General features: G+C 58.8%; 11 protein-coding genes. 4 read left to right on the top strand and 7 right to left on the bottom strand.

The annotated features are described in order from the left end of the window. Positions 1–28 precede the first annotated feature (28 nt). Positions 29–928 (top strand): NAD(P)-dependent oxidoreductase, encoded by a 900-nt coding sequence (locus ACLBWT_RS20005; RefSeq protein ID WP_447664887.1) that lies wholly within the window; start codon positions 29–31, stop codon positions 926–928. 440 nt (positions 929–1,368) lie between these two features. Here the strand turns inward: ACLBWT_RS20005 and ppnP are convergent, their stop codons facing one another. From ppnP to ACLBWT_RS19985, 4 genes are all read right to left on the bottom strand, one after another. After that, positions 1,369–1,686, bottom strand: a complete 318-nt coding sequence (gene ppnP, locus ACLBWT_RS20000; protein WP_447664886.1) for a pyrimidine/purine nucleoside phosphorylase — start codon at positions 1,684–1,686, stop codon at positions 1,369–1,371. A 196-nt stretch (positions 1,687–1,882) separates the two neighbouring features. Further along, complete coding sequence (gene tkt / locus ACLBWT_RS19995; RefSeq protein WP_447664885.1) at positions 1,883–3,901, bottom strand: transketolase; 2,019 nt, start codon at positions 3,899–3,901, stop codon at positions 1,883–1,885. 171 nt (positions 3,902–4,072) lie between these two features. Then, positions 4,073–4,969: a formyltetrahydrofolate deformylase gene (gene purU / locus ACLBWT_RS19990; protein WP_447664884.1), complete on the bottom strand. Its 897-nt coding sequence runs from the start codon at positions 4,967–4,969 to the stop codon at positions 4,073–4,075. 223 nt (positions 4,970–5,192) lie between these two features. After that, on the bottom strand, positions 5,193–6,320 hold the full coding sequence (locus ACLBWT_RS19985; protein WP_447664883.1) for a deoxyribonuclease IV: 1,128 nt from the start codon (positions 6,318–6,320) through the stop codon (positions 5,193–5,195). A 201-nt stretch (positions 6,321–6,521) separates the two neighbouring features. On the opposite strand from ACLBWT_RS19985, the gene ACLBWT_RS19980 reads away from it, so the two are divergent. From ACLBWT_RS19980 to ACLBWT_RS19970, 3 genes are all read left to right on the top strand, one after another. Beyond that, positions 6,522–6,959, top strand: coding sequence for a DUF2621 domain-containing protein (locus tag ACLBWT_RS19980; protein WP_447664882.1), 438 nt, complete (start codon positions 6,522–6,524; stop codon positions 6,957–6,959). Positions 6,960–7,027: 68 nt separating this feature from the next. Next, entirely contained in the window at positions 7,028–7,528 is a 501-nt protein-coding gene (locus tag ACLBWT_RS19975) for a hypothetical protein (RefSeq protein WP_447664881.1), read from the top strand. A 24-nt stretch (positions 7,529–7,552) separates the two neighbouring features. After that, positions 7,553–8,458: a TIGR01777 family oxidoreductase gene (locus ACLBWT_RS19970; protein WP_447664880.1), complete on the top strand. Its 906-nt coding sequence runs from the start codon at positions 7,553–7,555 to the stop codon at positions 8,456–8,458. Here ACLBWT_RS19970 and ACLBWT_RS19965 read toward each other — a convergent pair. Genes ACLBWT_RS19965 through ACLBWT_RS19955 form a run of 3 tightly spaced genes read right to left on the bottom strand, consistent with a single transcriptional unit; the run spans position 8,455 to position 11,857 of the window. Continuing rightward, positions 8,455–10,236, bottom strand: coding sequence for a DUF6382 domain-containing protein (locus tag ACLBWT_RS19965; RefSeq protein ID WP_447664879.1), 1,782 nt, complete (start codon positions 10,234–10,236; stop codon positions 8,455–8,457). The genes ACLBWT_RS19970 and ACLBWT_RS19965 overlap by 4 nt on opposite strands. Positions 10,237–10,255: 19 nt before the next feature. After that, entirely contained in the window at positions 10,256–10,858 is a 603-nt protein-coding gene (locus tag ACLBWT_RS19960; protein ID WP_447664878.1) for an A24 family peptidase, read from the bottom strand. Positions 10,859–10,909: 51 nt separating this feature from the next. Beyond that, complete coding sequence (locus tag ACLBWT_RS19955; RefSeq protein WP_447664877.1) at positions 10,910–11,857, bottom strand: TadE/TadG family type IV pilus assembly protein; 948 nt, start codon at positions 11,855–11,857, stop codon at positions 10,910–10,912. Between the last annotated feature and the right edge of the window lie 20 nt (positions 11,858–11,877).

Here is an 11,877-nt window from a genome sequence, read left to right as displayed (position 1 = left end):
TCAGTACGATGAAAGTCGGTGAATCGCCATGACAAAACCTTCGATCGCCTTTATCGGCCTCGGAACGATGGGTGCCCCGATGGCATCCAACCTGCTGAAAAAAGGATTCCCGGTCTCCGTATGGAACCGGACTCCCTCCAAATCGGAGGAGCTTGCCGCCGAAGGCGCGCGCGCCGCGGCTTCGCCCGCCGACGCAGTCGCCGAAGCGGATGTCGTCATCACGATGCTGAGCAACGACGATGTCGTACGGGAGCTGTACCGCGGAGAAGGCGGCATTCTCGCCTCCGTCCGTCCCGGTACGGCGCTGGTGGACAACAGCACCATCTCCCCCGCTCTTGCCCGGGAGCTGGCGGATGCGGCGAGCGAAGCCGGATGCGGCTTCCTCGACTGCCCGGTTACGGGCAGCAAGCCCGCTGCCGTAGGCGGCACGCTCGTGTTCATGGTCGGCGGCGAAGCCGAGCTGCTGGAGCGTGTCCGTCCCGTTCTGGAGGCGATGGGCCAGAAAATCGTCCATCTCGGTCCTTCCGGCAGCGGCTCGGTCGCCAAGCTCGGCCACAACACCATTGTCGGCATCAACAATCTGGCCCTTTCCGAAGGCCTCTCCATCGCCGTCAGCGGCGGCCTGGATCCAGCCAAGTTCCTGGATATCGTCAAGGCCGGAGCGGCGGGCAGCAAGGCAGCGGAGCTCAAGTCGCCCAAGCTGCTGGAGCGCGACTACAGCGTGCAGTTCTCGCTGGCTCTCATGCTCAAGGACCTCAAGCTTGCTTCCGCTTTGTCTGACGGGCTCAGCGTGCCCACCCCGATGCTGGAAGCAGCCAAAAGCCTGTTCCAAGCCGCGAACGCGGCCGGATACGGCGAGGAAGACCTGATTGCTGTATCACGTGTGTACGAGCAATGGATCGGCCGCGGGCTCGACGGCGGCAAATAAAACGTAACCAAACAGGCTCCAGAGCGGCGATGCCGCCCTGGAGCCTGTTTGTGTTTCAAAGCGCAGAAGGCCTGATGGCCTGCGCGAAGCGCAGCCGACCGGCGAAGCTGGCGGAACCCTTCCGCAGAAGCGCCAGCGTTCGCCTTTGAAGACGGATTCCATCCCTGTCTTGCTTGTTCAGGGAATCCGGCTTCAACCGCGATCAGAGGAAGGGTCCGCCCGCGCAGCAGGCCCTGTTCTTGACCAGGCGCAGCCGACCGGCGAAGCTGGCGGAACCCTTTCGCAGAAGCGCCAGCGTTCGCCTTTGAAGACGGATTCCATCCCTGTCTTGCTTGTTCAGGGAATCCGGCTTCAACCGCGATCGGAGGAAGGGTCCGCCCGCGCAGCAGGCCCTGTTCTTGACCAGGCTCTGCCGACCGCGCAGCGGAGAAGCTATCCGCTTACTCGCTGATATAGCTGCAGCAGTAATCCGTCACGCCGAGCACCTCGAGCTTGAAGCGGCTGTCGGCAGGCACCGTGAATTCGCCTTCGCCTTGGATATGAATCCATTCATCGGAGCCCGGAAGCTGCACCTTCAGATTGCCGGCGAGAATCTCCATGATTTCCTTGCTGTCGGTGCCGAACTCGTATTCTCCCGGCAGCATGATGCCGAGCGTCACTTTCGAACCGTCCGGAAGCAGCACGGTACGGCTGGTTACTTTTCCTTCGAAGTAGACATTCGCTCTTTTGACGGCGGTTACGTTCTCGAATTGGGACATGACGGTATGAGCTCCTTCATTAAAAATAATAGAAAATAAAGGTTAGGATAACAGCTTCGTCAAGCTTCTTGAGTCCGTTTATCCTTCACCGCTTTAGCATATCACATCGAGTGAGAAACAAAAAGCCGCGGAAGGCAAAATGCCTCCGCGGCTGAGCGTATTCCGGCCGGCTCGCCGGCAGGAAGCGTGGATCGGATTACAGAAGTTCCTTGACCTTGCTCACGACGTTCTCGACCGTGAAGCCGTACTCCTTGATGACGCGGTCGCCAGGGGCGGATGCGCCGAAGGTGTTGATTCCGAGCACCGCGCCGCCGTCGCCGACATAGCGCTCCCAGCCGAACGGATGAGCCATCTCGATGGCCAGGCGGGCTTTGACTTCCGGCAGAATGACCGAATCGCGGTAAGACTTGTCCTGCTTGTCGAACAGATCCCAGCTCGGCATGCTGACGACGCGGGCTTGGATACCCTCTTCGGCAAGCGCCTTCTGCGCAGCTACGGCGAGCTGAACTTCGGAGCCGGTTGCGATGAGCTGCACCTGAGGCTTGCCGTCGGCCGCGTCGGAGATGACGTACGCGCCTTTTTTGATTCCTTCGCGGGCTTTTTCCGCAGAGCCTTCCAGGATCGGCAGGTTCTGGCGGGTCAGGACGAGAGCGACAGGGTTCTTCGTATTCTCGACCGTGTATGCCCATGCTGCGGAAGTCTCGTTGCCGTCCGCTGGGCGAAGCACCGTCAGGTTTGGAATGACGCGGATGGAAGCAAGCTGCTCGATCGGCTCATGGGTAGGGCCGTCTTCGCCTACCGCGATGCTGTCATGCGTGAGCACGTACGTGACCGGCAGGCTCATGATGGCAGCGAGGCGAACAGCCGGGCGCAGGTAATCGGTGAAGACGAAGAACGTGCCGCCGTATACTTTGAGGCCGTGATGCAGCGCCATTCCGTTCATTGCCGCAGCCATGCCGAACTCGCGGATGCCGTAATAGATGTTGCGGCCTGCGTAGTTGTCGGCATGGAAGACCGGCAGGTCCTTCAAATGCGTCATCGTGGAGCTTTCCAGGTCGGCCGAGCCGCCCAGCAGGTTAGGCACGTTTTTGGCCAGGCCGTTCAGCGCGTTGCCGGAAGCGACGCGTGTCGATACGGCTTTGTCCGAGGTGGAGTAGGCCGGAAGATCCTTGTCCCAGCCCTCAGGCAGCTCGCCTGCGATGGCGCGCTCGAATTGAGCGGCGAGATCCGGATGAGCCGCTTTGTATGTGGAGAACAGCTCGTTCCAAGCTGCGTTGGCCTGCTCGCCTTTTTGCTTCACTTCGGCGAAATGGGCGCGGACTTCGTCCGGTACGAAGAACGGCTCTGCCGACGCCCACTCGTAGAATTTCTTGGTCAGAACGGTTTCTTCCGCTCCGAGCGGGGAACCGTGGGTTCCGCCATGGCCGCCTTTGCCGCCTTTGTTCGGGCTGCCGTAGCCGATCATCGTCTTGACCTCGATCAGGGTAGGCTTGCGCAGCTCGGCTTGTCCCTTCGCGATGGCCTCGGCCAGCGCATCGAGATCGTTGCCGTCTTCGACGCGCAGCACCTGCCAGCCGTAGCCCTCGAAGCGCTGCTGGACGTTTTCGGAGAAGGAAAGGCTCAGCTCGCCGTCCAGCGAGATGTTGTTGGAATCGTACAGCATGATCAGCTTGCCGAGCTGCAGATGGCCAGCCATGGACGCCGCTTCGTTGGAGATGCCCTCGGAGAGGTCGCCGTCGCCGCAGATCGCATACGTGAAGTGGTTGACGATGTCAAGGCCGTCCTTGTTGTAAGTGGCGCCGAGCTGCGCTTCCGCCATCGCCATGCCGACAGCCATGCCGATGCCTTGGCCGAGAGGTCCGGTCGTGGCGTCGACGCCTGCTGTATGGCCGTATTCCGGATGGCCTGGCGTTTTGGAGCCCCATTGGCGGAAGCTCTTCAGGTCGTCGATCGACAGATCGTAGCCAGACAGGTGAAGAAGGCTGTACAGCAGCATCGAACCGTGGCCTGCGGACAGGACAAAGCGGTCCCGGTTGATCCAGGTCGGATTGGCAGGGTTATGGTTCATCGCTTTGGCGAACAGCTGGTAGCCCATCGGTGCGGCGCCCATCGGCATGCCGGGATGGCCGGAGTTGGCTTTCTCGACCGCATCGATCGAGAGCGTGCGGATCGTCGTAACGGAAAGATGGTCGATGGTTTGTTGGGTTGTAGCCATATTTTTTCTCCTCCTAGATATCGGACGGTGCGTTTCTCTTGCTCTTGCCGGTTGAACATCATATCGGAGCTCCAGCCCCGCGGTTGTGAAATATTGTACCACTCAGCTTGTAGCATTTCCATCTGCTGCATGCTTTTAGCCGGATGAAGGTTTCATGAACAGCAGATGGAATCAACCGTGAAATACGACGGTTTTGTTCTGATGGACGAGGATCCTGTCCTCGGCATGCCACTTCACGGCCCGCGCGAGCACGACCCGCTCGATCGTGCGGCCGATCCGCTTCAGGCTCGGCACGTCGTCCCGATGGCTGACGCGCTGCACGTCCTGCTCGATGATCGGCCCTCCGTCCAGCTCTTCGGTCACGTAGTGGGCTGTCGCCCCGATGATTTTGACGCCCCGGTCGTAAGCTTGCGCATAAGGCTTGCCTCCGACGAAGGCGGGCAGGAACGAATGGTGGATGTTGATGATCCGGTTCGGGAACTGCTCGATCACTTTGGGCGAAACGATTTGCATATAGCGGGCCAGCACGATGAGATCCGCGTTGCTGCCGATGATCTCCAGCTGCTTGCGCTCCGCCTCGGCTTTCGTCTCCGCAGTGACCGGAACATGATGGTACGGGATGCCGAAGGATTCCACGAGCGGCTGCATGTCGGGATGATTGCTGATGACCATGGCGATATCGACGTCGAGATCGCCCGCCTGCCACTGCCAGAGCAGCTCAAGCAGGCAATGGTCTTCCTTCGAGACAAATACCGCCAGCCTTTTCTTGCGGCTCGCCCTGAAGGTATGCCACTTCATTTCGAAGCGGTCGGCCACCCGGGTGAAATCCTCCTGCAGAACCGGAAGCTGAGCGTCCATGTCGCTCAGGTCGAACTCGAAGCGGATGAAGAACATTCCTCCCTCCGGGTTCATCGTATATTGGTCGGATTGAACGATGTTCGCTCCGTGCTCGTACAGGAACTGCGATACTGCGGAGACGATACCCGGCCGGTCCGGGCAGGAAATAAGCATGCGCGCGCGACCGGATTTGGACGGGGCATCGACTGAAGAGCTGGCAGGCAATGGCATGAGAGAAGTCTTCCTTCCGTTTGTATGATGCTGACTAAGCACGGCCGGCTTCAGCGCACATCCGCTGATGCACTCCAGCACTAAAGCAGCCGGCTGCAAAATCAGGCAGGAAAGGCTGCTCTCCTGCCTGATGGAAATTTTGTCCTTTGAAGCTTGCGGGTGCCCGGCTTTCATCTTCTTTTTGGTTGATAACGGATGCTGGCGATGATTACCGCCGATACGTTTAGGCGTTGACGAGAATCTGTTTGCCGGCGAACCAGAACGTAATCAGCTTGTTCAGCTCTTCTTCAGACAGATCCGCGAACTCTCCGCCTTCGCGGGCCAGATCATAGAGGCGCTCCAGCGGCTCGCGAGGATCCGCCTTGCGTGCCTTGGCGTCGCCCTTGAGCGTCTCCCAGACCGAGAGCACGTACATGCGGCGGTCGATCTCCTGCTTGCCGAGGAAATGATGCAGGCGCTCCAGCTGATCGAAGAAACGCTCTCCGAAGCGTTCCATGCCGTCTCCGCGCAGCAGGGCGATCTCGGCGTCGTACATCGGGCGCTGTTTCTTGGCATCCTTGCCGATCCACGGCGTCTCGAGAATGAATGGCCTTCCCGCAAGCGCCTCGTGGTGGACGATGGAATGGATCGCGTCGTAGCCGAGCCAGCCCGAGCCGATCGGTGTATGGCGGTCCTTGCCGGAACCGGCCGGGTTCTTCGTATCGTTGACATGGACGACGGCAACCTTGTCCAGGCCGACGATCCGGTCGAACTGCTCCAGTACGCCGTCCAGATCGCCGGCAAGATCGTAGCCGGCGTCATTCATATGGCAGGTATCCATGCATACGGTAAGGCGGTTGTTGGCCGATACCTTGTCCATGATCTGGGCGATCTCCTCGAAGGAGCGGCCGATTTCCGTGCCTTTGCCCGCCATCGTTTCGAGAGCGATGTTCACGTCGGTCTCCTCGACTCCGGAGAGAACCTCGTTCAGCCCTTCCGCGATCCGGTTGATGCCGAACTCGGCATCCTTGTCCGTGTAGGCGCCGGGGTGCAGGACGATGTTGCTGACCCCGATGGCATGCGTGCGGCGGATTTCTTCCTGGAGGAAGCGGACCGCCAGCTCGAAGGTATCCGGCTTGTAGGAGCCGAGGTTGATGATGTATGGAGCGTGCACGACGATCTCGCCGATGCCGGCGCTCTCCATGAGAGCCCTGCCCTCTTCGATATATAGCGAATCGATCGGCTTGCGCCGGGTGTTCTGAGGCGCGCCGGTATAGATCATGAACGAGCTGGAGCCGTAAGAGATGGCTTCCTGTGCAGCCGTGACGAGCCCCTTGTCGCTGAACGACACATGGGATCCGATTTTCAACATGCCTGAGCTCCCCTTTATAAGCATTTGTCTTGCGTGAAATTTAGCGTGAAATGATTCCTGCAGCAATGATTCCTTCGCCGAACGTCCGCCTCTCCAACCGCAGGAGAAACCGTTCAACTTGGATAACCAGTCTTATTTTACAGGGTGCGTCGAAATAAATCTAGGAATAGGCTATAATTTGGATGAGGTGACATCACTACGATGAGAAATGCTCCGGATTGGTTTATGTACATGATTGTGTTTTGGGCATTCGTCATGATTGGAGCCATGTCGATCGGCGGCTTCTTCATGTTCCGCAAGTTCCTCAAGGTTCTTCCCAAAAAAGACGGAAAGTCGAAGCTGGACTGGCAGAACTACTGGGTCGACCGCAGCCGCAGCCTGTGGACGGACGATTCCAAAGCGCTGCTGGACGAGCTCGTCGCTCCGGTGCCGGGACCTTTCCGCGATATAGCGAAACACTCCATAGCCGCCCAGATCGGCCAGGTCGCGGTAGAGAGCGGAGCCAGCGAAGTAACCCGAAACCACTGCATCGAAGGTTATATCCGCGCCACTCCCAAGCGGGATTACCGGAGTCTGGTTACGTTCCTGAACAAGCAGGGCATCGACTATTCGGCCTACACGCATCTGCTCAATCGGTAACCGATTGGAGCCGACGGCTCCGGGGTAATGGGAGATACTTGAACGAACCCCAACGGAGGTGCTTCATCATGAACCTGACCCGAAAACGCCAAAATGGCGCCCGCTCGCTCAGCCTTGCCCCGGCAAGCCTGGCCTTGATGTCGATGCTCATGCTCGCTTCGGGCTGCGGCGCCAAAAACGACGCTCCGGCCAATGCGAGCGCCGCCAACAATGGCGGAGTGGTGGACTCCTCGCAAGGAGTTTCGGCTGATTCCGTCGGCGATCCCGTTGCCCAGGCTGCCCCTTCGCCGGACAAGGAAGGAACTGCTGCCAAGGAAGAACCGACGACCCAGTCCCAGGAGCAGAAAGGTTCCGGAACTTATAACGGCCTGGCCGACGGACACTCCGTCGAGATCACGACAAATACGGATACGGTCGTCTTCCAGGCAGCCACGGATCAGATCAAGACGCTTCAGGATATCGAGACCGGCGAGAAAGTCGACTTCACTTATATTGTGAAAGAACTCGATACGGACAGCAGCGGCAAAGTCCAGCAGCGCTGGATCACATCCATTCAAAAATCTTCTTGACGGAGAGGCGGCCTGGTGCGCGCGATGAAGATTGCTATTGCGGGAGGAAGCGGATTTATCGGACAGGCCTTGACGAAGGCGTTGACCGAAGAAGGCCATTCAGGATGGATATTGACCCGATCCCGCAAGGGGAAGGCTTCCACCGGAACCATTCCGGCAGGAAGCTTTTCTTCTGTTGCTTGGGATGAAGCGGATAGCGATCCCTCCCTTCTGGAAGGCGTCGATGCCGTCGTGAATTTGGCCGGCGCATCCATCAGCCAGCGCTGGTCAGCAGCGGGGAAGCAGCGGATATTGAACTCCAGACTGGAAACCGCAAGCAGGCTGGCGCGCATACTCGGCAGCCTCTCCGCCAAGCCCGCCGTGCTCGTCAACTCATCCGGCGTCAACGCTTACGGGAACTCCAGCGAGGAGACGTTCACCGAGCAAAGCCGTGCCTGCTCCATGGATTTCCTATCTTCCGTCGTGCAGGAATGGGAGCATGCGGCAGCTTCCATTCCTGCGGGTCGAACTGTGTATCTCCGTACGGGCATCGTCCTGGATCGAGACGGCGGCATCCTCCCCAAAATGCTCCTGCCGGTCCGATTGTTCGCAGGAGGCCCTCTCGGCAGCGGCAAGCAATGGGTCTCCTGGATCCATCTCGAGGACATCGTCCGAATGATCCTGTTCATTCTGGATACGGCAACGATTGAAGGCCCCGTCAACGCATCGGCCCCGGAGCCGGTACACAACGAAGCCTTCTTTAAGATCGCCGCTGCCGCTATGAGACGGCCTTACTGGTTCCCGGTCCCGGCTCCTCTGCTCAAGCTGGCTCTCGGGGAGCAGTCGGCGCTGCTTCTCGAAGGACAGCGCGTCATTCCTTCCAAAGCTCTCGAAGCCGGCTTCTCGTTCCGTTATCCGACCTTAGAAGCCGCCATGGATGAACTCCTTTAACGAGGAGCCGCATATTCATAGGAATAGCCATCGATCCCCGCAAGCTGGAGAACATCCCCGTTCTCCAGCTTGTAGCTTTTATAGGGGACCATCGGCCTGCCGTTGAGAAGAGATCCGTTGCGGGAGCCGAGATCCTTGGCCAAGCATCCGGATGGACCGGTCTCCAGCTCCAAATGGATTCTTGAGACCCCTGGAGAACGATCCACTAAGGCTGCGCTTCCTTCCGCACGCCCGATCTGATTCCGCGGCTCGCTGAGCTCCAGCTTTTCGATGCTTCCATTCTTGGATCGGAGAAGCACATGAGGAGCTGATTTCCCCTCATCCGCAATCGTTCCGCCGCCGGCGCCCAGCCATACGGTTTTGTCCGCAGGCAACACAGCAGCCGAAACCTCATCATGGGAAAGGCTTGTCCAATCGCCGCCATCAACCGCATTGGAAGAGAACCTCTCTGCTCGGATGACATGTGCAGGAAAAGATGATTCCTGCCCGTTGCCGACAGCCTGCTCGCGAGATTTCGGCTTGGATGGAATGTCGGATGGCTTGGATGGATTTGCAATCGACTTGTCGGATGGCTTGTTGGTTGGCTTGTTGGATGGAATGTCGGACATAGGGGACAGCCAGCGCTGGCCCGAGCCCAGCTTCCCTGAGTCCGGCACGAATAGCAGGCCGGCTCCTGCTTCCTCTTCCTCCAACCGTTCGACGCCTATGCCCGCGCTCCTGCCCCAGAACCAGATTAGAACGCCAGCTGCGACAGCAGCCGCTCCGCAGCAGAGGAAGAGAGAACGATTGCCCGGATCCGGCATGTAAATGAACTTCCAGGGCAGAGCCGCAGCTGCGATAACAGCGAGAGTGACAATCCCTTTATTCGGTTTGCTTTTTCCTTTGAACCCCGCCGAATCCGCTTTTGACAAGCTGTAGGCTTCATCAGCCTCTACAGAGTCTTTAAGCTTGCTTCCCCGCGCATCGGGACCATGAACGAAAGCTGCTTCACGTCCGTCAAGCTGCCCGGCAAATAAATCATTCCGATCTGATTTTTGCCGCAGATCCGAGTCTTTCTCTTCCCCCTTGCTCAGCGACTCCCTGACCGCTGTGCCGCTCCATCTGGAAAAACCTTGCCGTTCTCTTTGCTCCAGCCTAATCGGAAAGCGGACTTCCTCCTCCGCCCCGCTGCGTGAGGAAGCCTCGCCCATGCTTGATGCGCAAGCTCCTTCATCAAAGGAGGCTGCATCCAGCAGCAGGGATCTGAGATCATGCATCGGCACATTCTCATCTCCTATCGCCTGCATCAGCGAGGCCAGCCGTCCATCGGGTTGGACGGCCGCCGAGGCGCGGGCTGCCAGCGCCAGAAAGCGAATGCGAAGAGGAGGCGCCGCTTGCGGGAGCGAAACGAGCGGAAGATAGACCAGTCCGATATCGCCCCAGTTGTCGCCCACGAAGATATAGCTCTCATCCAGCATCAGGTTTGCCGGCTTGAGCATATAAGGGCGGCACTCTTCGCAAATGGAAGCGACCGCCAGCATCAGGCTGTAGAATTGGGCGGCATCCCCAGCCCCTTCAGCGAGCTTGTGTTTCAGCATTTTTTTGCCGCCGAGCTTGTAGCGGAAGCGGACTTGTCCATTCCACATTTGCCATTCGACAGGAAGCAGGCCCGCCGGAATGCTGCTCTCCAGCATGGCCAGCTCAACTTCATCCAACTCTTCCCGCAGAATGCCTCCTTCCGCGGAAAAAATCAATTCATGTTCCCGGTTCCATTCAAAATCAGCCTGAAGTGGTCCCATGCTCAAGTCCTCCTTCGATTCAAGAAAGCCATAATGTCATCATGCCGGGGAGGACGGCCAGCATGAAGGGAAAGCGGACCGACGTTCCTTCTCCTCCGTCGGGTGGTTCGGCTGCATCATGTCCTGGACTCGGCAGCTCGTCGCTGTCAGTGATGTCCGCCGGCGCTTGACCTGGTCGAGAATGGGTCGACTGGTCTGCCTTCCACGCAAGGACAGCGGCTTCGCCGGACAGTGCCTGCGTACCGGTCGCTGCTTTTCGAATCCTTGAGATTCTCCTGGCAATCAGGTACGCTGCCCCTCCGATTCCTCCGTACAAAAAGGAATACAGCATCAGCTCCGTAACCGCCAGCCAGCCCAGCCAAGCGCCTGCCGCGCCGAAAAGCTTGACGTCGCCTGCACCGATCCCTCCACATGCGTATAGGGCTAGGAGGGGAAGAAATCCCGCTGCCATTCCCATAGCCGCATGCAGCAAACCGTCCATCCCGGAATCAAGCGCATGCAGGAGCAAGCCTGCCGGAGCGAATGTCAGCGGCAGCCAGTTCGGAATTCTCATGTTCCGGATATCCGTGCCGAAAGCGATGCTCACCAGCAGGAAACATCCCCATAGGTTCCATGCTTCCATTTGAATCCCCCCTCATCTAAATCGTGAAAGCCATATAGGGCCAGGCCTTTTTCACGCCTTTTTCTGGACAATGAAGGGCATTGATGCCGAGGCGCCGTCCGAAGTCGTGACCACGACTTCCCATTGTCCGGGAGTCGTATTGCCGGATACGAGCCAGGTCCATTCCACATGTCCCGAGGCATCCGCAGTTTGGGTGCCTACGTGCTTGGATACGCTGTTGCCGCTTTTGTAGCGGACTTCCAGGGTGACCTGAATCCCGGGAGTGGCGACCGCTTCAAGAGTGGCTTTGCGTCCGGGCCTAGCCGGAATCGGATAAAGCTGCGTTATTTTGACTTTCGAGGAGGAATCAGGAGCACCGGCTCTGCCTTGGGATGGAAGCGGGTCCGGTATCCATACCCGCTCGGCCGCCGTTCGATGCAGGATGATTTTTTTGCCCAAAAAAGGAACCCTCAACGGAAACTCATACTCGGCCTCCAGCTTCAGAAAGCCGCTCTCTCCCCCTTCAAGATCCGGAAGGGAGAGGCTTGCAAGCGTGATTCTTGAAGGCTCCAGCGGCGTATCCTCCGCGGCCTTGCGCAAAAAAGGCTCGAACACCGCGATGCCGACGGGTTCAGCGGCCATATCGGCGAGCGCTTTCCAGTCTCCCTGAAGCACGGCTGCGGCAATCTGTCCTGCCGGATCCGGCAAATAAGCCGCTGCCTCGGCAGCCGCTTGCCTCCAGTCCGGAAGCTGCTGCGGCGATGGGGAAGAGTCCACCTTCTGTAACGTCTCGAACGGAGATTCATGGCCCGGATCCATGGAGTCTATTGAAGCCGATTCCGGGAGCTTGCTTCCGTCCTGCTGAAGCAGCAGCATCGCCGGTCGGATATGCGCCGCCGTCTGTCGAGCTGCCCGATCTGCGGCTGCCTGAAGCGAAGTCTCAGCTGCCGAAAATTGAACGAATGAGGCCAGCAAGACCAGAAACAGCAGAAGGACAGGCATGACAAGCGCAGCTTCCAAAAGGATGGATCCTTCTTCAG

The sequence above is a fragment of the Paenibacillus sp. D51F genome (assembly GCF_053345695.1).
Note: the sequence above shows the minus strand (reverse complement) of the source record. Positions and strands in the feature narration are given on the sequence as shown.

Coding starts and splice junctions, on each gene's coding strand:
- ACLBWT_RS20005 (WP_447664887.1), top strand. CDS start 29: ATGACAAAACCTTCGATCGCCTTTATCGGCCTCGGAACGATGGGTGCC.
- ppnP (WP_447664886.1), bottom strand. CDS start 1,686: ATGTCCCAATTCGAGAACGTAACCGCCGTCAAAAGAGCGAATGTCTAC.
- tkt (WP_447664885.1), bottom strand. CDS start 3,901: ATGGCTACAACCCAACAAACCATCGACCATCTTTCCGTTACGACGATC.
- purU (WP_447664884.1), bottom strand. CDS start 4,969: ATGCCATTGCCTGCCAGCTCTTCAGTCGATGCCCCGTCCAAATCCGGT.
- ACLBWT_RS19985 (WP_447664883.1), bottom strand. CDS start 6,320: ATGTTGAAAATCGGATCCCATGTGTCGTTCAGCGACAAGGGGCTCGTC.
- ACLBWT_RS19980 (WP_447664882.1), top strand. CDS start 6,522: ATGAGAAATGCTCCGGATTGGTTTATGTACATGATTGTGTTTTGGGCA.
- ACLBWT_RS19975 (WP_447664881.1), top strand. CDS start 7,028: ATGAACCTGACCCGAAAACGCCAAAATGGCGCCCGCTCGCTCAGCCTT.
- ACLBWT_RS19970 (WP_447664880.1), top strand. CDS start 7,553: ATGAAGATTGCTATTGCGGGAGGAAGCGGATTTATCGGACAGGCCTTG.
- ACLBWT_RS19965 (WP_447664879.1), bottom strand. CDS start 10,236: ATGGGACCACTTCAGGCTGATTTTGAATGGAACCGGGAACATGAATTG.
- ACLBWT_RS19960 (WP_447664878.1), bottom strand. CDS start 10,858: ATGGAAGCATGGAACCTATGGGGATGTTTCCTGCTGGTGAGCATCGCT.